The sequence below is a fragment of the Streptomyces sp. NL15-2K genome (genome assembly GCF_030551255.1).
Classification (GTDB): Bacteria; Actinomycetota; Actinomycetes; order Streptomycetales; family Streptomycetaceae; genus Streptomyces.
In genome coordinates this window covers 5,412,575-5,434,084 of record NZ_CP130630.1, presented here as the reverse complement: position 1 = coordinate 5,434,084, position 21,510 = coordinate 5,412,575, and the positions used below count along the sequence as shown (strand labels likewise).

Genomic DNA, 21,510 nt, shown 5'->3' with positions numbered 1-21,510 from the left:
GCCCCTCTACCTTCGAATGCCGGTGGCGAACGGAAGGGTGTTCACGAAGGCGCGATGGTGCTCGCGGTCGCACCACTCCAGCTTCAGGTACGACTTTCCGGCCGAGGCCCGGATGGTCCGCTTGTCGCGGGCCAGGGCCTCGGGAGTGCGGGAGGAGACGGTGATGTAGCCGACGAGGTTGACGCCGGCCGCGCCGCTGGCGAGGTCCTCGCCGCGCTGGTCGAGGCGGTTGTGGGCGGCGATGTCGCGCGGGTCGACGGTCCGGTTCATCTTGGCGGCGCGGGACGCCTCGGCCTCGTCGTTCGTCTTCTCGGTGAGCATGCGCTCGATGGCGACCTCGGTGGGTTCGAGGTCCATCGTCACGGCGACCGTGCGGATGACGTCCGGGGTGTGGACGAGGAGCGGGGCGAGGAAGTTGACGCCGACCGGGGTCATCGGCCACTCCTTCACCCAGGCGGTGGCGTGGCACCAGGGGGCGCGGGTGGAGGACTCCCGGGTCTTGGCCTGGAGGTACGTCGGCTCCATGGCGTCCAGCTCGGCCGGCCAGGCGTTGCGCTTGGTCATCGCCTGGATGTGGTCGATGGGGTGGTCGGGGTCGTACATGGAGTGGATGAGCGACGCGAGCCGTCCCTGGCCGAGCGGCTGGCGCACCCGGATGTCGGCCTCCTGCAGACGCGAGCAGATGTCGGTGAGCTCGCGGGCCATGACGACGGCGAGGCCGGCGTCCCGGTCCAGCTTGCGGCCGTTCTGCGGGCGGGCGGCGCGGGCCATGGCATGGGCCTCGGCGGCCAGCTCGCGCGTGTAGTGCATACAGGCGACGAGGTAGGCGCGGTGCTGCTCGCTGCTCGTCGACACCATCGACTGCAGCTGGTCGTACGACTGCTGCAGCCACCCCGGCGCCCTCTCGTCGCCGCGTACGGCGACGTCCTTGGCGTGGGCGTCCGGGTCGGCGGGGAGGGTGCGGGCGAGCATCTGCAGCCGGGTGACGAAGCCGTCGCCGTTGGCCACGTGCTTGAGGAGGGTGCCGAAGCGGTCGACGAGGGCTTCCTGGTCCTCGGAGTCGCGCAGGCCCACGCCCGGGCCTTCGATCTCGATCGCCGCGGTCACCGTGCGACGGTCGGCGTGGAGGAGTACGGCGATCTCGTCGGGGCCGAACGGGGCGGCCAGCCAGGTGATGCGGCCGATGCCGGGCGGCGGGCCGATCTCGACCTCGCGGCCGTCGATGCGGATGCCGGCCTCCATGACCGCGGAGCGGTAGGTGGCGTTCTGCTTGACGGTCCGCTTGTAGCTGCGGTTGATCTCGAACCACTTGTAGAAGGTGCGGCGCTTGTACGGCACGTACACCGCGGCCAGCGCGAGCATCGGCAGGCCGACCAGCAGCACGATGCGCAGGGACAGCACCGGGACGAGGAGCCCGCACATCATGCCGAGGAACGCGCCGACGATGATGAGCGCGATCTCGCCGGTTTCACGATTCCGGCCGACCATCGCGTTCGGCCGGGCGCGGCCGATCAGATATGTACGGCGGGGCGTGACCGGATGGGACACGTGGGACTCGGTCGTCAACGCCCTTCACCTCCCGTGCGGTTGGTACTGCTGTTGCGTGTGTTGCTGGCGTGGGGGGTATTCACCGGGCTGCTCGAACGGGGAGCGGGTGCGGCGGAGGGGACGGATCCGCTGCCTCCGCTCGAGGGGCGCGAGCTGTGCGCGGCGACTCCGCCGGAGGCGGGGTTGCTCGGGCGGGGGGCGTTGGAGCCTGTGGCCTGGCCGCCGTTGTTGTCCGCGCGGCTGCTGTGGGTCTTGATGCCCTGGGCGACCAGGGTCGCCGGGGAGCTGATGACGGCGGCGGCCTTGCCCTCGGCCCCCTGCATGATGCGGTTGCTGCGGGAGTGGGCGAGCTCGTCGCCGAAACCGGGGACGAAACGGTAGATCATCGCGCTGGCGAAGATCGCGAGCAGGATGATGGCGAGGCCGGAGACGACGGCGGAGAAGGCGTCGGGGCCGTCGTCGGCGGACAGCGCGCCGGCGAGGCCGAGCACGATGACGATGACCGGCTTGACGAGAATCACCGCGATCATGATGCCCGCCCAGCGGCGGACGTGGCCCCACAGGTTCTTGTCGACGAGTCCGGCGTAGACGACGGTGCCGAGCAGGGCGCCGACGTAGAGCAGGGCGGCGCGGATGACGAGCTCCAGCCAGAGCACGCCGGCGGCGAGGATGCTGACCAGCGACACGACGATCAGCATGATCGGGCCGCCGCCGATGTCCTCGCCCTTCTTGAGGGCGCCGGAGAACGTGCCGAAGAAGGCGTCCGTCTGGTCGCCGGTGGTTTTCGCGAGGACCTCTGAGACGCCGTCCGTGGCCGATACGACCGTGTAGAGGATCAGCGGCGTGAAGGCGGACGCGAGGACGGTGAGCCAGAGGAAGCCGATCGCTTCGCTGATGGCGGTGGTGAGGGGGACGCCTCGTACTGCTCGCTTGGCTACGGCCAGCAGCCAGAGGAGGAGCGTGAGGATCGTCGACGCGGCGAAGACGACGGCGTACTGCTGGAGGAACTTCTGGTTCGTGAAGTCGACGTTCGCGGTTTCTTTTACGGCCTCGCTGAGCTTGTCGACGGTCCAGGCGGCGGCGTCGGCGCAGCCTTTTGCGAGGGAGGAGAGGGGGTCGAGGGTTGAGGTGGGGTCGAGGGTGGAGGTGCCGCCGCTGCGGCGTGAGCCGCCGTCCTGTTCGCAGTACTCCTTGGCGGGGCCGACGATGAGGTCGCAGTTGCCGTCCGACGGTGACGGAGACGGCGTGGGGGCCGCCACAGCCCGGGTGGCCAGCATCAGAACTGTCGTCTGTACGGCCGTGAGGGCTGCGGCGACCTTGAGTACGCGGCGCGGGCTACCGGGCATACGTGAACCCTCCGTACTCCTCGACGGCCTTGGCCATCTCGTCGGCGCTGGATGCCTTGTCGTCGCCGGGGACGGGCGCGGGGCCGTCCTTCTGGGAGAAGCTGTCGACCTTCCAGTCGCCGTCCACCCAGCGCAGCTGGAGCGTCATGGTGAACCAGTCACTGGTGACCGGGTTGGTCGAGTCTGTCCCCGCAGTGCCGTACAGCCCGGTGCACCAGACCTCGGCGGTGGCACTGGTGTCCGCGTAGCTGGTGACCTTGGTGCCGACCGGGACGGTGCGTGAGACGTAGGTGTTGCCCGCCGTCGCGTTGCCGTTCTCGTCCAGACCGATGTTGCTCAGGAACTCCTTGGAGTACGCCTTGTTGAACTTGTCCGCCAAGGCGGCCTGCTTGTCGGCGACGAAGACCTGCCGGACGATCTCGGCTCTGAGGGTCGGCTTGAGGATGTCGGCCGAGACCAACGTCACCGCATAATTCGCGGCCGCACTCTCCGCCCCCTGCTCATCCCGCGCAAACCCCGCCGGAATCCCCCCGGCCTTCGCCTGCACCGGCTTCTCCCCGCTCGCGGCCGTCGACGCAGCCTCCGGCTGTGAACCTGCCCCGTCCGCCGATGAGGAATCGTCTCCGCCACGGTTCGCGAAGGCGATCGCCGCGATGAGGAGGACGATCACGCCGACGACCGTGATCAGGCTCCGCGAGGACGAGCGGCCACCCCGCCGCGCGCCTCCGTAGACGTCGCCACCGCCCTCGGGCAGGCGCGTGCGAGTGTGTCCCGTGCCGCCGAAACCGTCTGAGGGCTCCTGCCCGTCACCGAAACTCATGCCGCGTACGCTCCCTCGACGTCGTGCGAAAACGCGTAGGAGTACGACGGTAGCCGTGCTGGTTCCCGCGCGGGCGCGGTGTGGTGACTCGACATCAAGGAAACGCAACCTCAGCCGGTGGGCACGACGGACGGATGGGGTGGTGGGGAAACCGGGCGCGCCCGGCCGGCCGCCCGCCTACACGGCCATGCCGTACACGATGGTGAAGAGTGTGCCGAGCGAGCCGATGATGAAGACGCCTGTCAGGCCCGCGATGATGAGGCCCTTGCCTTGTTCCGCACTGAAGGTGTCCCGCAGGGCGGTGGCGCCGATGCGCTGCTTCGCAGCGCCCCAGATAGCGATACCGAGGCAGAGCAGGATGGCCACCGCCATCACGACCTCGATCATCACCTTCGCCTCGTTGCCCAGGCTGCCGAAGGGCCCCCAGTCCGGAGCGATCCCGCCGATAATGGTGTTGATGTCGCCCTCGTCGGCCGCGAAGAACATGTAAGTCACCGCCCCTGGTGGGTAGTTCCGCTTCTCCCCCTGCACTGGCGCAGAGGTCAGCTCTCATTCTCGCCGACGATGGCGCTGTCGCATGTCGACTTGGCGTCATTGATTGGCGGGTTTCGTACGAATACCTTGCCACCAGCCCGCATCGATGCCTCGGGGGGTCCCTCGAACAGGTGTGGGCGGTATGCCGGGAGCCGTATGGTCACTCTGTGTATCACGGCAGGTCACGCCGGGCAATGAGGCCTGGGCGAAACCTGTCGTGTGGTTCCGTCGTTGACCCTTTTTGCGAATTTTTCGACCCAGCGCGTTTTTTGACGGCCAGTCGGATGGGGTGAGTGTCGAGATGATGTTCTCATGACGAACGGGCCGCGGCGGGATGCCGCGACCCGTTCGATTCGCTGATCGCTGATCGCTGACCCGGGGTCAGCCGGAGGTCAGCCGGTGAAGGCGCTCACGCCAAGAAGCGAGCGGCCCCACGGCACCCGTTCGACCGGCGGCAGTAGTCCCACTCCTCACGACCACCACGGCAGAGGCCGTCCGAGTAGCGACCGTTGGCCAGAACCGTATTGCGGTTGCAACGCGTCCATTGATACAGATGATCGAGTCGGCGACGTGCGGGAGCAGTGGGGGCGAGGGGCAGCGTGCTCAAGCCGGAGGAGATACCGCAGTTCACGGGTGACCTGCCGCAGTTGGAGATCGACTACGCGGACCTGAAGAAGGACGCGGGCAACGTCCGCAAGACCGGCGAGGACGTACATTCCCAGTTCCAGGGCCTGTCGGCGTACTACACCGCTCCCGAGGCGGAGCAGTTGTTCGCGACGACGAAGCCGGTGAAGGAGCGGGCGGACGGTTTCGCCACGGATCTGGAGAGGGTGTCGTCGGCCCTGGAGTCGTACGCGACGGAGATCCGGCCGCTGGACGCCAAGCTGAAGGAGCTGAAGGCCAAGGCAGTGACGTTCGTCGATTCCGTCAAGGATGACGACGAGTGGGAGTACGACGGCGACAAGGTCGATGAGCACAACCAGATCCGGGACGAGATCACCGCGACGGTTGCGGCGTTCTGGGCTGCGGAGCGGACCTGCCACAACAAGATCACCGCCTTGTGGGGCGGGACGCAGATGGTCGCCGGGGACGGCTCGGACCGCAAGGACCAGTACGGCTTCTCCGCCGACGACATGAAGAACGCCCAGGTGCCGTGGGGCGACCCGGTGGAGGAGAAGCACCACTGGTACGAGGTCGGCCACTGGGTGAAGTCGTTCGTGTGGGACGGCCTGATCGTCGACGGCATCTGGGGCACCATCAAGGGGCTCGGCACGCTGGTCGGTTTCGGCGGCTGGGAGGCGATGGGCCAGGCGTGGAAGGGGCTGGCGCAGCTGGCCACAGGTCTGGCGATCAGCGCGGTCCCGGGGGCGGCCGCGCTGTTCTGGACGATGCCGGACGACAAGATGCCGTCCTGGTTGCGCGACTCCCGTACGGCGATGAAGGAGACGGGCAAGGCGCTGGTGGCGTGGGACGAGTGGGGCAAGAACCCCGCCCGCGCGGCCGGAGCGGTCACCTTCAACGTCCTGACCACCGTGTTCACCGGCGGCGCGGGCGGCGCGGCAGCCGGTGCGGGCAAGGCGGGCGCGGTGGCCAAGGCGCTGTCCGTGGCCGGCAAGGCGGGCCGGGTCCTCGACCCGATGACCTACATCGCCAAGGGCGCAGGCGCCGGCCTGTCGAAGATCGGCGACATCGCCGCCAGCCTGAAGGGTGTCGGGAACATCGATATCCCCACCCTCCCGGACAACGCGATCACCCTGCCGGAAGGCGCGGTCAAGCTGCCGGACGGCACGGTGAATCTGCCCGAGGGCGCCGCGATCCCGGAGGGCGCGACCCGGCTGCCGGACGGCAACTTCCAGCTCCCCCACGACACCCCGGTCGTTCCGGCGGGCACGACGAAACTGCCGAGCGCGGACGGCTCCCCTGCCCAGTACATGGACGCCGACGGTAACCTCCTCGACCAGCACGGCAACGTCATCGACAGCGTCGACAACGCCCCCACCGACGTGGTCGACAAGGGCACGTCGGGCAGCCTGGCATCAGGCGCGGACATGCCACGGGTTGACTCCTCGGTCAGGGCACCGGCACTGGTTGGCGCGGGCGCCCACACCGCAGAACAAGCCGGCCAGCACATCCGCCTCGGCGACAGCCTGAGTGACAACCTCGGTGACGCGGGCCGTGTCGGCGAGGATGTGCCCACCACCCCAGCTGTCCACGCGAGCGGCGACGTACCCACAGCCCACACTGGAGGTGACCTGCCCGGCGGCACAGCGAGCGACCACCTGCCCGGTGGCCGAGCCGAAGACCTGACGAAGGGACCGTCCGCCAGTCACGAACCGCCGTCCAGTCACACGGGAGGCTCGGACAGCCCTGTCGGTAATGGTCACGACCATGGGGGAACAGGCGGGCATGGTGACAGCCCGTCGGTCGGAAGCCACCACGAGATACAAAGCTCCGGTAACGAGGGCGCCGGCAGCCCGTCCGATGCTGGTCACGCTACGCCTGCAAACGGGCACACCGACCTGCCTGGCGGTGGGCACTCGGGTGGCCGCCCCATCGACGAGATTTCACCGGATCGCTACAGCACGGGTGAACATGCCTCTCGCCCTCCGTCGGAGCCTATGCGTCCTGAGCAGGAGGCCGCGCTGACGGAGGCATTGACCCGGGAGAAGATGAGTGCTGCGGATCAGGCCAAGGTTCTGCGCACTTTGGGGAAGGAGCCCTTTGGCGCAGAGGTTGCCGATCTCCTTTCTCGGGGGCATCTGAGTGGCACGAAGAACTACCAAGAGATCCTCAACATGTGCAAGCAGGGCAGCAAGGGCGAGCAGAAGGGCATGATCCCGGCCGCCTACATGGCGCTGAGTCATGCGACAGATTTGCAGAGCAAGGGTTTCACACACCTCGCATTCGAATTGAAGGACGAGGCGACCGGCCTCGATCTGGATGTCACTACGCTCCGCCCCGATGGCACGCCGCACTACGGTTACCAGTTGAAGGACGTCGACAACATCCAGGGCATCAGGAGCGCGTCAAAGAGTGCTGCCAAACAGCTCCTGCCCGATGTCGTGGGCGCGAAGAAGGTCGCGATTCTCGATGTGCATCAGCCGATGGCAGAGCTCAATGCCAAGATGTTCAAGGAAGTAGAATTCCAGGCTCGGAGGACAGGAGCCACGTTCCACCTTCGCTTCCACGATGGTTCTGTCACCGTACCGGCCAACGGCCACCCTTTGTTCCCGTGAGGTAGTCATGTCGACCTTGAAGCGTGCCCCGCGTCCATGCGGCTCCTGGTTTTGGGACCTTGAGGAATTCGCCCCTCCAGGACTGGAAGCCGCGCTGACGACGGCTTCGCGTATGGCCGACACGTTGCGGAAGCACGACCTCTTGCTTCCGCAGCAGTTGGAATACCGTTGGTATGTCTCCGGCTCGGGAGGCATCAACATCATGACGAAGCTGGCGCTCACGGCTCCCCTGAGCGACGCCAGTCTTCCTGGTCGGGTTCGTGCCAGTCAGCCTGTCGGCTTCCCGGATGCGGAGGTTGATGACCTGTACGTGATCGGCCCGGGGCAGTGGCTCGGTGCTGCTGGTGAATCGCACCGAGAGCCACGTCTTGTCGAGTTGTCCGTCTCACCTGCCTCGGTGGGGCTCTCTGCGGAGCTCGCGGTGTACCACGACATTTGGGCGTGGTTCGATTTCTCCGGTCATCCGCACCCTGACGTGCACCGTCGTAATGCGCCTCGCCTTGCGGCGGCGATTCAGGATCTCAACGAGTTGCTCGACGTGGGCGGCGATCCTGGCGAGCCCACTATCTTCGGTGCCGCGACGGAGCAGGGCCTCGCCACCCCCGAGCCGTACGATGACGGCTTGGGACCCGATGTGACGGACAGCCTCTGACTCGGGTGGATCCAGTGGTGCCCGACGGTGCTGGCGCTCATTTGCCCCGCATCGACCTGGATGACCCTGAGGTGGACTTGGACTGTGCCCTGCGGTCTGGGGGACGACATCGCCACCGGTCGCGTCACGGACGTCGAGGTCTATCCACCGGAGCGGGTGCAGAGCATGATTCAGGAGAACGCAGACAAGATCGCTGGAAGGCCTGTGGACCTGACCGTACCGCCGGGCACCACCAAGTCCCAGGCGGAAGAGCTCGCTCGGTCGATGGCCCTTAGTAACACCAAGGCCAAGCGCATCGCCCAACGTATGATCGACATGATGAACACCCGACGTGACGAGGAATGGCTGATCAAGGGCGTCGTCCCGCGTGAGTACATCGAGGGTCCGTTCGGTGGCTGATATCACGAAGGAGACCACCTTGAGCCGGTTCGACGAGTTGCTTGGTACGGATTTCGACGGGCAGCCGGTATCGGACGTCGAGGATGTCATCTACGAGGCCCTTGATGATCCTCGGCACCGCGAGCGAGTGCCGGGGCTGGTCGACCTCTTGAATGATCGCGTGGCCGGGGAGCGGGAGCGGTTCCTGGCGTGTGTCGCGTTGACGACCTGGGCAGAGCTGGCGGGCTTCGATGCGGTGATCGACGCGGCTCGTGATCCTGAGCGGGCGCCCTGGTATGACATCCTCATCGATCGCAAGTTCTCCGTCGACAACACCTTCGCCCAGCTGGCACTGGCCGTGTCGGACAGCGATGTGCTGGCGCGGGAGAAGCAGACATGGGCCCGCCGGACTGAGGCGTTCCGCTCTCTGGTGCGGATCGCGGACCATGAGTACTTCGACGAGAAACTTGGCGATCTGCTCGACACGCAGACTGTGGTTGACGTCCTTCCCGACATCCGGGCCGTTGTGGCGCGGGGGGCTGCGTCGCTGGCCGGGCGTCGGCCGCAGAGGTTCGACCTGGCGACCCAGCTCGTTGACCTGGCCGCGGCGGTGGCGACCGTGGACGCGGCCACGGCCGTCAGCCTCGCGCAGGATGTGCTGAGCCACGATGCCGGTCACCGTGCGTTCGTCCACGCTGTGGCGATCGTGCAGCGCGCGAAGACTCCCGAGACTCGTCAGTTCGCCGACTACCTCTCCACTGTGGGCGACGACGGGGTACGCACACAGGTCAAACAGGCTCTTGGGTGACCTCGCCACCTGTGTCGTGCCGAGGTCGAGCAGTCGCGCGGTCTCGGCCTCCACGTCGTCCATCTCGATGTCGAGTTGGAAGCGAGGCGTGTCATCGACCGCCTGCACCGCGGTGACCAGGCCGGGCTGGGCCTCGCTGGGCCTCGTGCAGCACGGTGAACTGCTCTGCCCCGGGGACCGCACGGGCGGGTGCCCCGAGCGCCGCGGACCAGAAGGTCGCGGCGGCTTCGGGTTCGGGTGTGTCGATCAGCAGCGCGTAGACGCGGCTTCTATGTATGCGGTCGATCTTCCAGCCCCTCGATGTCCTCCACGAAGTGGTCGAACTCGCCTGCTTGTACGCCGAGTACGAAGGCGTCCCACTTGCGGCGGTTCGTGGTGACGACGGTGTCGGGGTCGCTGGTCTCGCGGAGGTAGACGGGGGCTTCGCCGTCGTCTCCCTCGCCGAAGGCGATCTCGATCCAGGGGCCCGGGCCGGTGGCGTCGGGTGGGGCGGCGCGTTCCCAGGTGAGGTTCGGGGGGATGTCAGACACGGGGGGATTCCTTCTTGAGTACGGCGAGCAGGGCGCTGAAGGCCGGGGGGCGGGCGTCGAGTATGACTCCGTGGGGGTCGGCGCTTTCGGTGAGATGGATCGTTCCGCCGGACGCGGCTATGTGGACGCAGGAGTCGCCCGTACCGCAGTAGGACGACTTCTTCCAGGTGGTGAGTATGGGCATGGGGGGTCCTCTCACAGATCGTTGAGCAGACGGTGGATGACGTCACGGGACTGCTCGGGGCCGAGGGTCAGGGATTCCAGGCGGTCGAGAAGAACCCGGTACGTGTCCAGCTGGGCCTCGGCGTCGAGGAAGACGGGACCGTGTGACTGATCGAGATGGACGGTGTCGAGCTGTGGCACCGGGCCGCTGGAGTAGAAGATCGATTGACCTGAACCGGAGAAGGAACCGGCGGCGAACGGAAGCACCTTCAGGGTGATGCCGTCCCGCTCGCTCATGTCCAGGAGGTGCTGCAACTGTCCCTTGACCACGGAGGTGCCGCCGAACCGCATGCGGAGGGCCGCCTCATGGATGATCGCGAGGTAAGGGGCTGGAGCGTCTCTGAACAGGACGGCCTGGCGTTTGATGCGGAACGACACGCGGTGCTCGATGTCGGGCGGTGAGAACTCGGGCACGACTTGGCGGAACAGTTCGCGTGCGTGGTCGGTGGTCTGGAGCAGTCCGGGGATGTGCACGGTCACGGCAGCGCGCAGGCGTCTCGCGTGGTGCTCCACCTCGGCCAGATCGAGCAGGGCGGTGGGCAGGATCTCTCGGTACTCCCCCCACCAGCCGCGTTTCCGGTCGGCGGTCATGTCACTGAGCGCCTGGACGAGTGCCGCGTCGCTGCACTTGTAGTGGCAGGCCAAGGTGCGTACGCGTTCCGGGCTCACCCCGTGGCGGCCGGCCTCCATGTTGCTGACCTGGTTCTGCTTGATCCCGAGAAGCTGCGCGGCCTCCGTCGAGGTCAGGCCCGCTCGCTCGCGCAGTTTGCGCAGCTCGGCCCCCAACCGGAGTTGACGGCCGGTGGGGGTGCTTCTCATCGCCAACGCTCGTCTCCTTCAGCCTTACGGGTCACCCACACGCATGAATACTGAAGCACTTCAGGCTTCTAGGTCTAAGAACTTACAGCTTCCCGTTACCTTCATCCCTGGGGGCAACGCACCGCACAACTTCAACTCCCCTCAGTGATCGGAGACTTCCATGGCCACCGTATCCCCGCCCTGGGCCTACACCCTCCACCTCCCGCACGATCCACACGCACCGGGGATCGGCCGGGCAACCCTCCGTACCGTGCTCGCCGCCCACGGCCTCGCCGAACTTACGCCCACCGCCGAGCTGCTGGCCTCCGAGCTGCTTGTCAACGCCCACCGTCACACCGCCGGCCCCTATGCCCTGCGCCTGCGTGCGATGGAACCCGGCCGTCTCCGAGTCGCCGTATGGGACACCGATCCGAGGGTGCCGCCCGGCTTCGGTGCCGACGGCGCCTCCGTGGCCGTACCGCCGACGGATGCCGAGGGCGGGCGTGGGCTGCACCTCGTGCGGGCCTGTGCGGACTCGTGGGGTGCGTCCGTGCTGCGGGAGATGGGGGCGGCGAAGGGCGGGAAGCTGTTGTGGGCGGAGTGTCAGTGACGGCCAGTCGGTGAGCGGTCGTGGTGATGGCCTCATGACGAACGGGCCGCGGCGGGATGCCGCGGCCCGTTCGATTCGGAGATCGGTTCGGTGGTCGGTGCGGTGGTCAGAGGTCGGTGATCCGGAGGTCAGCCGGTGAAGGCGCTCACGCCCTGCGGGGTGCCCCAGCCGGTCGGGCCGTCGTAGTCGGCGCCGGCGGTGCAGAAGTAGCTGGTGGGGCAGGTGCCGTTGGTGCCGGACGTCACGTCGTTGAGGGCCGAGGTGTGCGCGTAGGGGAACTTGGCCGGGTAGGAGCCGCTGGACGGGGTGCCGGCGAGGGCGTAGACGCCCGCGATGAGGGGTGCGGAGGCGCTCGTACCGCCGAAGGTGTACCAGCCGGCCGTGACGCCGTAGGAGTCGTAGACCGAGACGCCGGTCGCCGGGTCGGCGACGGCCGAGACGTCCGCGATCATGCGCTTGGCGCAGCCGGTGTCGGTCTGCCAGCTCGGCTTGGCGTCATACGCCGAGCAGCCGGAGCCGGTGGCCTCGGTGCTGCTGGTCTTCCATACGCTCTCGGTCCAGCCGCGGCTGGTGGAGGCGGTGGAGAGCTTGGTGCCGCCGACGGAGGTGACGTACTGGGAAGCGGCCGGGTATTCGGCGCCGTAGGCGGAGTCGCCCGCGCTGACGGTGATGGCGACGCCCGGGTGGTTGAAGTACGAGGAGTCGTACGACGTGTCGGACGAGGACTCCGAGCCGCCGTAGCTGTTGGAGACGAACTTGGCGCCGAGCGACACGGCCTCGTTCACCGCGGTGCCGAGGTTGGCCATCGTCGCGGACTTGGCTTCGACCAGCAGGATCTTGCACTGCGGGCAGGTGGCGCTCGCCATGTCCAGGTCGAGGGAGATCTCCTGGGACCAGCCGCTGTCGGCGGGGGGCAGGGAGGTCGTGGAGCCGGTCTGGCCGACCTTCTTGAAGCAGCCGCCGGCGGTGGTGCAGGGGGTGAGGCCGTAGTACGAGCGGTACTTCGCGAGGTCGGCCTCGGCGTTCGGGTCGTCGTAGGCGTCGACGATCGCGATGGTCTCGCCGGAGCCTTTGGAGGCGGCGGCGGAGGTCAGGCCGTAGGCACTCTGGAGGTCTGACGGGCCGTAACCGGAGGGGGTGGAGGCGTCGGCGGCCGCGGGCGTGACGCCGTCCGCTGTCGTCTGCTGCTTCTGGAAGGCGGTGACGCCGCCGGTGACGCGGACCGAATCGCAGGCCAGTTCGCCCTTCTTCTTGGGCGTGGCGCAGGGGGTGGCCGTCCAGGTCACCTTGGCGGTCTTGGCGGCCGTTTCCGGGGTGGCGCTCGCTTGGGCGGCTGAGGTGCCGAGTCCGGCTAGGACGAGCGCGGCGGTGGCTACGGCGGAACCGAGTCGGGTCAGTCGTGTCAGTCGGGTCGATCTACCGTGTGTGGAGGGGGTGTTGGGGGTCGACGTACGCAACGGACTGCCTCCTGAGAGTGGTTGACAGGGGCGGTGCGGGTGGTGATGCCACCGGTACGTGGTCCCCGGCAGCGGGCGGCGGCCCGCCGACGACTGTCGCTTGTTGAGTACGTGACAACAAGGAGGGCTGCTGAATCCTGACTTCCGCCTTACTGAAGGGGGTTGGGGGCTTACTGATCAATGGCCGCCCGACGGACGGGGGTTGCCCTCGCCTTGACCCGGCGCACAGGGAGCACAGAGCGGTGCGCCGTGAAGGCGGCGAGGCCGTGGAGGATGGCGCCGCTCCTCCGACCTCGCGGGCCAGCTCGCGCAGCGAGAGGGGGGCGCCCCCCTTCTCGCGCAGGGTTCGCTCGGCGGCGGCCAGCAGGGCGGAGCGGAGGTCACCGTGGTGGAGACCGAGCAGAAGACGTGGGGTCCGAGCCACCTCCCCGACCTGACCGGCCACACGGCGATCGTCACCGGCGCCAACAGCGGCATCGGCCTCAGGGCGGCGGACGCGCTGGCGCGTGCGGGGGCGCACGTGGTGTTCGCCGTACGGGATCCTGAGCGGGGCCGGGCGGCAGCGGCGTTCTTGGCCAGGACGACCGCGCCGGCGCCCTGCCGACCTTCTACGCGGCGACCCAGGACCTCCCCGGTGCGAGCTGCGTCGGCCGCGACGGGATGGCCGAGATGCGGGGCGCCCCCACGCTGGTGGGCCGCTCGACGGCGGCGAGCGACGCGGTCGCCGCCCGGCGGCTGTGGACGGTATCGGAGGAGCTGACCGGGGCGACCTTCCCCGTGGTCCCGGCGGGGGCAGGCAGGGAGTGATTGGCAGATCTGTTCCACGTCCGGGAGGTAAAACCGCAGCTCGGGCGGCTCGCCCCCTGGAACAGATCTGCCAATCAAAGGTCGAGGACAGCACGCAGGGATTGGTCCCTGTGCGTTCGCCTCGTGTGCCCTTGACCTGCCAGATGTCACCCCTGTTCACCACGCGTCGCCCTCGCCGTCCAGGTCCGGGCGGTAACCGGCGGCGGCCAGCTGCTTGGCCGCGTCCAGCGTGATCTGTCGCCGGACCAGGCGGTCTATGAACGCGGACACGTTGCCTTCAGGCGCGTGAGTACGAACGTAACCGGCGGAGTCGTCGGAGAGCGACACGGTGATCTTCGTCGTCATACCTGCGTCATGCTTGAGTCATACCGCCGGGTTGTCGGGTTTCTCCAGCCCCTCCACGAAGTGGTCGAACTCGCCCGCCTGTACGCCGAGTACGAAGGCGTCCCATTTGCGGCGGTTCGTCGTGACGACGGTGTCGGGGTCGCTGGTCTCGCGGAGGTAGACGGGGGCGTCGCCGTCGTCTCCCTCGCCGAAGGCGATCTCGATCCAGGGGCCCGGGCCGGTGGCGTCGGGTGGGGCGGCGCGTTCCCAGGTGAGGTTCGGGGGGATGTCAGACACGGGGGATTCCTTCTTGAGTACGGCGAGGAGGGCGTCGAAGGCGGCCGGGGTGGCCGTGAGTATCGCTTGGGTGGGGTCGCCGCTTTCGGTGAGATGGACCGTTTCGGGAGTGGAGGCGACGTGGACGCAGGAGTTGCCTTCGCTGCAGTACGACGCCTTCTGCCAGGTCAGGTTCATGAGGGCCTCTACATTTCTCGCATCACGTTGTGGATCAGGGCTCGGGTCGTTTCCGGGCTCAGGGCAACGGCCTCGATCCGGTCGAACAGCGTGCGGTACTTGTGCAACTGTGCCTCGGCGTCCAGGAACGCGACACCGTGGGACTGGTCCAGTTGCACGGTGTCCAGTTGCGGTACCGGGCCGCGGGCGTAGTAGATGGATTGTCCGGATCCGGGGTAGGCGCCGACGTCGAAGGTGATTGCGCGGAGGGTGACGTGGTCCCGATCGCTCATGTCGAGCAGGTGCTGGAGCTGCTGCCGGGCAACTGTGGGGCCGCCGACCTTCATACGGAGGGCGGCCTCATGGACGATCGCCTCGTACGGGGTCGGGTTGTCGTCACGGAAGAGGATCGCCTGCCGCTTGATGCGGAACGAAAGACGGTGTTCGATGTCGGGCGGTGAGAGTTCGGTGACCGCCTGGCGGAAGATCTCGAGGGCGTACTCGCGGGTCTGGAGCAGGCCCGGGATGCGAGCGGTGGTGGAGTCGCGCAACGCCCGGGCGTGATGCTCCAGTTCGGCCAGGTCGAGGAGGGGAGCGGGCAGGATCTCGCGGTACTGCTCCCACCAGCCGCGCTTCCGGTCGCCTGTCATCGTGGCGATCGCCTCTACGAGGGCCTTGTCCGGGCAGTCGTAGTGGCAGGCAATCGCGCGTACCCGCTCGGGGCTCACGCCGACGCGGCCGGCCTCCATGTTGCTGACCTGGGCCTGCTTGATTCCCAGGAGTTGACCGGCCTCGGTGGCGCTGAGACCGGCTCGCTCACGGAGTTTGCGCAGCTCAGCGCCGAAACGCAGTTGGCGACCCGTTGGGCTTCTCACGGGCTTGCCGCCTCCTTGCTGTCACTCACACGGGTGTTGATGAACGCGATCAGGTGGAAATGGTGAACGTATTCACTGTTCGCCGCTACCTTACAACTGGGCCCCCGCCCAGAAGTGCCCCGCTCGACGGAGCGGCGTGGTCACTGGGCATCCATCCGCAACCATCCGCAACCTCCCAACACCCCTCAGTGATCGGAGACTTCCATGGCCACCGTATCCCCGCCCTGGGCCTACACCCTCCACCTCCCGCACGATCCACACGCACCGGGGATCGCCCGCGCAACCCTCCGTACCGTCCTCGCCGCCCATGGCCTCACCGAACTCACCCCCACCGCCGAACTGTTGGCCTCAGAGCTGCTTGCCAACGCCCACCGTCACACCGCCGGCCCCTACGCCCTGCGCCTCCGAGCGATGGAGCCCGACCGCCTCCGAGTCGCCGTATGGGACACCGATCCGAGGGTGCCGCCCTGCTTTGGTGCCGACGGTGCCTCCATGGCCGTACCGCCGACGGATGCCGAGGACGGGCGTGGGCTGCACCTCGTACGCGCCTGTGCGGACTCGTGGGGCGCTTCCGTGTTGCGGGAGCTGGGGGCGTCGAAGGGTGGGAAGTTGTTGTGGGCGGAGTGTCAGCGGGGCGACGTAAAGTAATCGTGTGTGCTCGGGGAGTGAGGAGGGAGTTGAGTGGTGAAGCTTGAGCAGCGGAGCAAGCAGTACGGTGGATTCGACGCCGAGCGGGATGTCGGACCTCCCACCGAACCCGCTCGCGCAGCCGAAGAGGTGGAGGGACGGAGGCAGCGAGCCATGTCCGTGTCGCCGGGTGCCCGGATGTATCCGCGGCCCCGTCCGGGAAATCTGCGCGAGGCCGCCGAAAAGATCGAGGCTGCGACGGGTCTGCGGGTGCAGATCGTGGGAGGAAAGCTCGTGATGTCCCCGACTCCGCGTGGCAAGCACGCGGGTGTGGTGAAGCGTCTGCGCCGGCAGCTTGAGGCGGCGGCTCTGCCCGACGGGCTGGACGTGTACGAGGTGTCCTCGATCGCTCTGCCGGAAGATCCCGACGACTACGTGACTCCGGATCTGATTGTCCTGCCCGTGGATTGGGAGGACGATGACGACTGGCTGGCCGCCCCGGAGGACACCGCGCTCGCTGTCGAAGTCATCTCCCAGTCCGAGAAGTCCCGTGACATCCGGGACAAGGCCGACTGGTATGCCGTCGCGCGGGTCCCTGTGCTCCTCGTCATCGACCCCCGCAACGGCACGTGGGCCATGCACACCCACCCGGACAACGGCGCCTACAAGGACGTACTGCCCGGGAAGTTCGGTGAGTCCGTACCCCTGCCCGAGCCTCTGGGCATCGAGATCGTCACGGACGGCTTCCCGGTGTACGGGGACTCTCCGCGTCGGACGAAGGCCTGACCGGTTTCTCACCTTCGTGCGGAAGGGTGGGTTCCGATGAAGCGCGTCCCACGTTCTGTCCTCTACGCCGTCGCCGTACTGCTCGCCTTCACCTCGGCCTCCGAGGCGGCGGCCGACGACGGCATGGGTCCCTTGGGGGTGACCACCGTCGCGGCGGCGAGCGCGTGGACCGCGCGGGTCGGGGCCCTGTTCGCAGCCGACCGGGGTTCCCGGCTCGCCGGCGGGCACTTCTGTACCGCGTCCGTCGTGCACAGTCCGCGGCGGGACCTCCTCGTCACCGCCGCGCACTGCCTGAGCGGTACCGGGGAGCTGGTGTTCGTGCCCGGATACCGGGACGGCCACGCGCCGTACGGGGTATGGAAGGTCGGGAAGACGTATCTGCCCGATGGGTGGGCAAAGAGGCAGGACGAGGACAGCGACGTGGGCTTCGCCGACGTGGGCGAACGGCACGGCGAGCGGGTCGAGGACGTCGTCGGCGGGAATCGCTTCGTCACCGGGACGGCGACCGGGGCGACCGCGGTGACCGTCACCGGGTATCCCGACTCCCGCGAAGTGCCCGTCAGCTGCACCAACAAGCCCGCCGCCCACAGCCGTACGCAACAACGCATCGAGTGCCCTGGCTTCACCGGTGGGACCAGCGGCAGCCCGTGGGTCGACGGGGACGGGAAGGTCGTGGGGATCCTCGGTGGGCACGAGGAGGGCGGGGCGACGGCGGATGTGTCGTACAGCGTCGTCCTGGGAGGAGAGGCGGCGGCGCTCTACCGGACCGCCGCCATCGGTCCATGTCCGGGGAGCTGAGGTCTCGCCCACTGAGCGCGTCGGTTGCGCGGAGCTCCGGGTGGGAAGCTCCTAGACTGACGCAGGCGGACTCCCAGTGGCCGAGGGGCGGTTGACGGTGCGTAAGGCATGGATCGCGGTGACCGTTGCTGTCGGCGCCGCGCTGTCCTTCGTGATGCTGCTCGTCGTCGGGGTCTATGTCGTCGCCGGGAACCTCTCCAACGGGGTGGGCGGAGGGACGAAAGCGCTGGCCAAGGGGGCCGTGCCCGCCGCCTACTCGACCCTCGTGCAGAAGTGGGGCAACCTGTGCCCCGCCATCAATCCGGCGCTGCTCGCCGCCCAGCTCTACCAGGAGAGCGGGTTCAATCCGGACGCGAAGAGTCCGGCCGCGGCGCAGGGGATCGCGCAGTTCATTCCCGGGACCTGGGCCATCCACGGCATGGACGGTGACGGGGACGGCGACCGTGACGTATGGGATCCGAACGACGCGATTCCGTCTGCCGCGTCGTACGACTGCAAACTCGCCTCGTACGTCAAAGACGTTCCGGGGAATCTGACCGAAAACATGCTGGCCTCGTACAACGCGGGGTCCTACGCGGTCATCAAGTACGGGGGCGTGCCGCCGTACAAGGAGACCCAGAACTACGTGAAGACGATCACGACCCTGGAGCAGAGCTTCGCCGCTCCCGTCGGCCGGGTCGATCCGTCCCGGCAGGCCGCGGCGGCGATCTCCTACGCGCAGAAGAAGCTCGGCACGCCGTATCTGTGGGGCGGGAACGGCACGGCTGATCAGGGCGGACGGTTCGACTGCTCGGGGCTGACCAAGGCCGCGTACGAGAGCGTCGGGATCACGTTGCCGCGCGTCGCCAACGACCAGTACAACGCGGGGCCGCACCCCTCCCGGGACGAGCTGCTGCCCGGCGATCTGGTGTTCTTCTCGGACGATCTCACCAATTCCCGGGCCATCCGGCATGTCGGGATTTATGTGGGGGGCGGGTACATGATCGACGCACCCTACACGGGTGCGGTGATCCGGTTCGATCCCATCGACACCCCCGACTACTTCGGCGCCACCCGGGTCACCGAAGATGGCGCGAAAGCACTCCCCACGACGGTGTGAACCGAGCGTGAAGCAGCCCCCTGAGCTGCGATGATGAGTCTCTCTTCGATAACGTCTGCGTGATCATTCGGTGGAGTGTGGAACGTATGGACAGGAGCCGTGCGTTCCTTGGGACGTAGCCGGAACCCGGACCTACACACCACGGGGGTGGGCAGAAACGGCGCGCACGGAGTGCGCCGGGAGAGACGACGAAGGGGCCGCGCACCATGGCTGGACTCGCACAATCCGGGTCGAACCCCGACGTCGATCTCCTGTACGACATCAATGGCCTGGCCAAGGACGCACCGTACTGGTTCGACAAGGTCATGGAGTACGTCGGTGAGTACGGCCTGCTCGTCGCCATGGTGCTGCTCGTGCTGGGGTGCTGGTGGTCGGTGCGGCGGCGGGGCGGTGAGGACGCGGCGTCGTCCGTGGCCGCGCTGGTGTGGGCGCCACTGGCGGCCGGTATCGCGGTGCTGGTGAACGTGCCGATACGGGGCTTCGTGGAACGGCCCCGGCCCTTCCGCACCCACCAGGGGCTGGACGTCCTGGTCTCCGGCAAGACCGACTACTCCTTCGTGAGCGATCACGCGACGATCACCATGGCGGTGGGCGTCGCGCTGTTCGCCGCCCACCGGAAGTTCGGGCTCGTCGGGATAGGGCTCGCGCTCCTGGAGGGCTTCTGCCGGATCTACATGGGTGTGCACTACCCGACCGACGTGGTCGGAGGCTTCGCGCTCGGTACGGCCGTCGCGCTGCTGCTGTCGCCCGTGGCCATGGCCCTGCTCACGCCGGTGACGAAGGCGGTGGAACGATCGCCGAGGGCGGGACGGCTGATCCGCGCGCGAGGGCGGTCGTACGACGGGCAGGGCGCCGTGATTCCGGGGGCGCGGCGGGAGGCCGCGGGGGCGGAAGAGCGGGACCTGGCCGCGTAGGCGCCTACAGGGCTTGCGGGTAGGTGAAGAAGCGGGTCGGGTCGTACTGCTTCTTCAGTTTCGCCAGGCGGGTCGCCGCGTCTCCGTAGTACGCCTTGCGCCAGTCCTTCAGGGTCGGATCCGTGTAGTTCTGGTAGGCGGCGCCCGAGGCGTACGGCTTCATCGCCGTGTGCGCCGAGGTCAGCCAGGACTGGGCGGTGGCACCGCTCGTGCCGGCGCGCCAGGACGCGATGTACTGCGCCAGCATCCGGGAACGGCGGTGGACGAAGGCCGTCGCCGTGGGAGAGACGCGGTTGACCGCTCCGCCGAGCGCGGTGATCATGATGCTGCCCGAGCCGCCGCGTACCGTCTTCAGCTGCTTGAGCAGCGTCTGGATGCCCGCCGTGGAGAGCGAGCGGTCGAAGAAGTCCGAGCGTGCGGCGTACGTCTCCCGGCCCAGGGCGCCCTGCGGGGAGCGGCCCGGAGTCGAGCCCGGGAGGTGGCACTGGGCGTCCGTCGAGAAGGACGAGCAGCCCGCGTAGATCTCCATCGCCTCCTCGTAGCCGCGGCGCCTGAGGGAGACGCTGCTCGCCGGGGCGCCGACCTTGTCGGCGAGGCGGTCGACGGCGTTCTTGAGTTCGCCGTACGTGCCGATGGAGAAGGCCGCGACGGAGACGGTGGTGGTGCCGGCGGAGCTGCCGGCGAGGTGGAGTGAGGACCAGATCTCGTCCGGCTGGGTCGGGCCCCACTCCTGCCAGGCCCTGACGACGGCTGCCGCCTTCGACCACGGCCAGGACAGGTACGCCGTCACGGCCTGCGGCGCCGGGTGGGTCTTGAAGTGCAGTTCCGTCACGACGCCGAAGTTGCCGTTGCCCGCGCCGCGCAGGGCCCAGAACAGGTCCTTGTTCTCACGGGCGTTCGCGGTGAGCTGCTTGCCGTCCGCCGTTATCAGGGTGGCCTGGGTGAGGCTGTCGCAGGTCAGGCCGTAGGCCCGGGACACGACGCCGTGGCCGCCGCCGAGGGTGAGACCCGAGACGCCGACGGTCGGGCAGGAGCCGGCGGGGATGGTGACCCCCTTCGCGGCGAGGGCGCGGTAGACGTCGATCAGCTTGGCGCCGGCGCCGACGACGGCGGTGTTGCCGCTTGCCCGGACGCGGTTGAGTTCGGAGACGTCGATGACGAGGCGGCCGTTGCCGGAGGACCAGCCGGCGTAGGAGTGGCCGCCGTTGCGTATCGCCACGTGGAGGGTGTGGGCGCGGGCGTAGGCGAGGGCGGTGCGGATGTCGTCGGGGTGGGCGACGTAGGCGACCGCGGCGGGTTTGAGGGCGTCGAAGCGGGTGTTGTAGAGCTGGTGGGCGGTGGGCCAGGCGGTGTCGCCGGGGCGGACGAGGGGGCCGTCGAGGTCGCGGGCCAGGGCTGACCAGTTGGCGGGGGTGGTGGTGCCGGTGGTGCCGGTGGTCTGGAGCCGGGGGCTGGACTTTGTCGGCGTGTTGGCGTCGCTGGTGGCTTTGCAGGCCGTTGCCGCTGCCGTGAGGGTGGCTGCGCCGGCGGCGATCAGTGTGCGCCGTTCCATGTCCGTGCCTTTCGTCGGCCTTCGTGGAACGAGACGGCGTCGTGGGGGTGAGGGTTCCATGGTGCGGGAGGTTGGCGGCTGGGGGTGGGGCACGGGCACCCGGCGTTTTCAGCCGCCCGGCGTGGGGGCTGGGCGGGGGTGGGGTGCGCGGCCCGGCGCTACGGGGTGCCGCCTGCGCCCACCCGTGCCGCCCCAGGCGGCACGAATGCCCGCAGGCTGGGCGGATCGACTGGCCGGAGGTTGACGAGGGGCGGCTGGCCGCAGGCTGGGTGGACCGGCTGGCCGCAGGCTGGCGGATCGGCTGCCCGTAGCTGACGCGGGGCAGCTACCCGGAGG

At 68.3% G+C, this 21,510-nt stretch carries 22 protein-coding genes and 2 pseudogenes; 11 read left to right on the top strand and 13 right to left on the bottom strand.

Annotated elements, in window-relative coordinates:
* Positions 1-6: 6 nt before the first annotated feature.
* The 4 genes from Q4V64_RS24350 to Q4V64_RS24335 form a co-directional block, all read right to left on the bottom strand.
* Entirely contained in the window at positions 7-1,566 is a 1,560-nt protein-coding gene (locus Q4V64_RS24350) for an SCO6880 family protein (RefSeq protein ID WP_172629261.1), read from the bottom strand.
* The gene (locus Q4V64_RS24345) at positions 1,563-2,894 is read right to left on the bottom strand and encodes a hypothetical protein (protein WP_124440998.1); all 1,332 of its coding nucleotides are present in this window, start codon (positions 2,892-2,894) and stop codon (positions 1,563-1,565) included. The genes Q4V64_RS24350 and Q4V64_RS24345 overlap by 4 nt, the downstream gene beginning before the upstream one ends.
* Positions 2,884-3,714 carry a hypothetical protein gene (locus Q4V64_RS24340; protein WP_124440999.1) on the bottom strand — a complete coding sequence of 277 codons (831 nt, stop codon included), beginning with the start codon at positions 3,712-3,714 and terminating at the stop codon, positions 2,884-2,886. The genes Q4V64_RS24345 and Q4V64_RS24340 overlap by 11 nt, the downstream gene beginning before the upstream one ends.
* 177 nt (positions 3,715-3,891) lie before the next feature.
* On the bottom strand, positions 3,892-4,200 hold the full coding sequence (locus tag Q4V64_RS24335; protein ID WP_095752152.1) for a hypothetical protein: 309 nt from the start codon (positions 4,198-4,200) through the stop codon (positions 3,892-3,894).
* Positions 4,201-4,847: 647 nt separating this feature from the next.
* Here Q4V64_RS24335 and Q4V64_RS24330 point away from each other — a divergent pair.
* The 4 genes from Q4V64_RS24330 (at position 4,848) to Q4V64_RS24315 (ending at position 9,322) form a co-directional block, all read left to right on the top strand.
* Positions 4,848-7,484, top strand: coding sequence for a hypothetical protein (locus tag Q4V64_RS24330; RefSeq protein ID WP_124441000.1), 2,637 nt, complete (start codon positions 4,848-4,850; stop codon positions 7,482-7,484).
* Positions 7,485-7,491: 7 nt separating this feature from the next.
* A complete protein-coding gene (locus tag Q4V64_RS24325) occupies positions 7,492-8,136 on the top strand; it encodes a hypothetical protein (protein WP_124441001.1) in 645 nt (214 codons plus the stop codon).
* Between the two features lie 84 nt (positions 8,137-8,220).
* On the top strand, positions 8,221-8,535 hold the full coding sequence (locus tag Q4V64_RS24320) for a hypothetical protein (RefSeq protein ID WP_124441002.1): 315 nt from the start codon (positions 8,221-8,223) through the stop codon (positions 8,533-8,535).
* 19 nt (positions 8,536-8,554) lie between these two features.
* A complete protein-coding gene (locus Q4V64_RS24315) occupies positions 8,555-9,322 on the top strand; it encodes a hypothetical protein (protein ID WP_253267042.1) in 768 nt (255 codons plus the stop codon).
* Positions 9,323-9,591: 269 nt separating this feature from the next.
* Here Q4V64_RS24315 and Q4V64_RS24310 read toward each other — a convergent pair whose 3' ends face one another.
* From Q4V64_RS24310 to Q4V64_RS24300, 3 genes are read right to left on the bottom strand one after another with little or no spacing between them, the layout of a single operon-like run.
* Positions 9,592-9,852, bottom strand: coding sequence for a DUF397 domain-containing protein (locus tag Q4V64_RS24310; RefSeq protein WP_124441003.1), 261 nt, complete (start codon positions 9,850-9,852; stop codon positions 9,592-9,594).
* Positions 9,845-10,036 carry a DUF397 domain-containing protein gene (locus Q4V64_RS24305; protein WP_172629262.1) on the bottom strand — a complete coding sequence of 64 codons (192 nt, stop codon included), beginning with the start codon at positions 10,034-10,036 and terminating at the stop codon, positions 9,845-9,847. Before Q4V64_RS24305 ends, Q4V64_RS24310 begins: the two co-directional genes overlap by 8 nt.
* 11 nt (positions 10,037-10,047) lie before the next feature.
* Positions 10,048-10,893 carry a helix-turn-helix transcriptional regulator gene (locus tag Q4V64_RS24300; RefSeq protein ID WP_172629263.1) on the bottom strand — a complete coding sequence of 282 codons (846 nt, stop codon included), beginning with the start codon at positions 10,891-10,893 and terminating at the stop codon, positions 10,048-10,050.
* 160 nt (positions 10,894-11,053) lie between these two features.
* On the opposite strand from Q4V64_RS24300, the gene Q4V64_RS24295 reads away from it, so the two are divergent.
* On the top strand, positions 11,054-11,482 hold the full coding sequence (locus Q4V64_RS24295) for an ATP-binding protein (RefSeq protein ID WP_124441005.1): 429 nt from the start codon (positions 11,054-11,056) through the stop codon (positions 11,480-11,482).
* Positions 11,483-11,610: 128 nt separating this feature from the next.
* On the opposite strand, the gene Q4V64_RS24290 is transcribed toward Q4V64_RS24295, so the two are convergent.
* A complete protein-coding gene (locus Q4V64_RS24290) occupies positions 11,611-12,939 on the bottom strand; it encodes a S53 family peptidase (protein WP_124441006.1) in 1,329 nt (442 codons plus the stop codon).
* A gap of 385 nt (positions 12,940-13,324) precedes the next feature.
* Between Q4V64_RS24290 and Q4V64_RS55175 the strand changes: the two are divergent.
* Positions 13,325-13,746, top strand: a pseudogene (locus tag Q4V64_RS55175) (SDR family NAD(P)-dependent oxidoreductase).
* A gap of 156 nt (positions 13,747-13,902) precedes the next feature.
* Here Q4V64_RS55175 and Q4V64_RS24275 read toward each other — a convergent pair.
* The 4 genes and pseudogenes from Q4V64_RS24275 to Q4V64_RS24265 all read right to left on the bottom strand — a co-directional run bounded on the left by Q4V64_RS24275 (position 13,903) and on the right by Q4V64_RS24265 (position 15,398).
* Positions 13,903-14,091: a toxin-antitoxin system HicB family antitoxin gene (locus tag Q4V64_RS24275; protein ID WP_124441008.1), complete on the bottom strand. Its 189-nt coding sequence runs from the start codon at positions 14,089-14,091 to the stop codon at positions 13,903-13,905.
* A gap of 18 nt (positions 14,092-14,109) precedes the next feature.
* Positions 14,110-14,367 carry a DUF397 domain-containing protein gene (locus Q4V64_RS55170; RefSeq protein ID WP_253267045.1) on the bottom strand — a complete coding sequence of 86 codons (258 nt, stop codon included), beginning with the start codon at positions 14,365-14,367 and terminating at the stop codon, positions 14,110-14,112.
* A 24-nt stretch (positions 14,368-14,391) separates the two neighbouring features.
* Positions 14,392-14,544: pseudogene (locus tag Q4V64_RS55165) on the bottom strand (DUF397 domain-containing protein); the annotation flags it as partial.
* Between the two features lie 8 nt (positions 14,545-14,552).
* Entirely contained in the window at positions 14,553-15,398 is an 846-nt protein-coding gene (locus Q4V64_RS24265; protein ID WP_124441010.1) for a helix-turn-helix transcriptional regulator, read from the bottom strand.
* Positions 15,399-15,602: 204 nt separating this feature from the next.
* On the opposite strand from Q4V64_RS24265, the gene Q4V64_RS24260 reads away from it, so the two are divergent.
* The 5 genes from Q4V64_RS24260 to Q4V64_RS24240 all read left to right on the top strand — a co-directional run bounded on the left by Q4V64_RS24260 (position 15,603) and on the right by Q4V64_RS24240 (position 19,622).
* The gene (locus tag Q4V64_RS24260) at positions 15,603-16,046 is read left to right on the top strand and encodes an ATP-binding protein (RefSeq protein ID WP_124441011.1); all 444 of its coding nucleotides are present in this window, start codon (positions 15,603-15,605) and stop codon (positions 16,044-16,046) included.
* A 33-nt stretch (positions 16,047-16,079) separates the two neighbouring features.
* The gene (locus Q4V64_RS24255; protein ID WP_253267043.1) at positions 16,080-16,811 is read left to right on the top strand and encodes a Uma2 family endonuclease; all 732 of its coding nucleotides are present in this window, start codon (positions 16,080-16,082) and stop codon (positions 16,809-16,811) included.
* Between the two features lie 36 nt (positions 16,812-16,847).
* Positions 16,848-17,609, top strand: a complete 762-nt coding sequence (locus tag Q4V64_RS24250) for a trypsin-like peptidase domain-containing protein (RefSeq protein ID WP_124441012.1) — start codon at positions 16,848-16,850, stop codon at positions 17,607-17,609.
* A gap of 91 nt (positions 17,610-17,700) precedes the next feature.
* A complete protein-coding gene (locus tag Q4V64_RS24245; RefSeq protein WP_301184529.1) occupies positions 17,701-18,708 on the top strand; it encodes a bifunctional lytic transglycosylase/C40 family peptidase in 1,008 nt (335 codons plus the stop codon).
* A gap of 206 nt (positions 18,709-18,914) precedes the next feature.
* Positions 18,915-19,622, top strand: coding sequence for a phosphatase PAP2 family protein (locus Q4V64_RS24240; protein WP_124441014.1), 708 nt, complete (start codon positions 18,915-18,917; stop codon positions 19,620-19,622).
* 4 nt (positions 19,623-19,626) lie between these two features.
* Here the strand turns inward: Q4V64_RS24240 and Q4V64_RS24235 are convergent, their stop codons facing one another.
* On the bottom strand, positions 19,627-21,174 hold the full coding sequence (locus tag Q4V64_RS24235; RefSeq protein WP_124441015.1) for an FAD-binding oxidoreductase: 1,548 nt from the start codon (positions 21,172-21,174) through the stop codon (positions 19,627-19,629).
* Positions 21,175-21,510: the final 336 nt, after the last annotated feature.

What these genes read in the sequence shown, in the direction of transcription:
- Q4V64_RS24345 (WP_124440998.1), bottom strand. Translation starts at nt 2,894, where the DNA reads ATGCCCGGTAGCCCGCGCCGCGTACTCAAGGTCGCCGCAGCCCTCACG.
- Q4V64_RS24340 (WP_124440999.1), bottom strand. Translation starts at nt 3,714, where the DNA reads ATGAGTTTCGGTGACGGGCAGGAGCCCTCAGACGGTTTCGGCGGCACG.
- Q4V64_RS24335 (WP_095752152.1), bottom strand. Translation starts at nt 4,200, where the DNA reads ATGTTCTTCGCGGCCGACGAGGGCGACATCAACACCATTATCGGCGGG.
- Q4V64_RS24325 (WP_124441001.1), top strand. Translation starts at nt 7,492, where the DNA reads ATGTCGACCTTGAAGCGTGCCCCGCGTCCATGCGGCTCCTGGTTTTGG.
- Q4V64_RS24305 (WP_172629262.1), bottom strand. Translation starts at nt 10,036, where the DNA reads ATGCCCATACTCACCACCTGGAAGAAGTCGTCCTACTGCGGTACGGGC.
- Q4V64_RS24300 (WP_172629263.1), bottom strand. Translation starts at nt 10,893, where the DNA reads ATGAGAAGCACCCCCACCGGCCGTCAACTCCGGTTGGGGGCCGAGCTG.
- Q4V64_RS24295 (WP_124441005.1), top strand. Translation starts at nt 11,054, where the DNA reads ATGGCCACCGTATCCCCGCCCTGGGCCTACACCCTCCACCTCCCGCAC.
- Q4V64_RS24275 (WP_124441008.1), bottom strand. Translation starts at nt 14,091, where the DNA reads ATGACGACGAAGATCACCGTGTCGCTCTCCGACGACTCCGCCGGTTAC.
- Q4V64_RS24260 (WP_124441011.1), top strand. Translation starts at nt 15,603, where the DNA reads ATGGCCACCGTATCCCCGCCCTGGGCCTACACCCTCCACCTCCCGCAC.
- Q4V64_RS24250 (WP_124441012.1), top strand. Translation starts at nt 16,848, where the DNA reads ATGAAGCGCGTCCCACGTTCTGTCCTCTACGCCGTCGCCGTACTGCTC.
- Q4V64_RS24240 (WP_124441014.1), top strand. Translation starts at nt 18,915, where the DNA reads ATGGCTGGACTCGCACAATCCGGGTCGAACCCCGACGTCGATCTCCTG.
- Q4V64_RS24235 (WP_124441015.1), bottom strand. Translation starts at nt 21,174, where the DNA reads ATGGAACGGCGCACACTGATCGCCGCCGGCGCAGCCACCCTCACGGCA.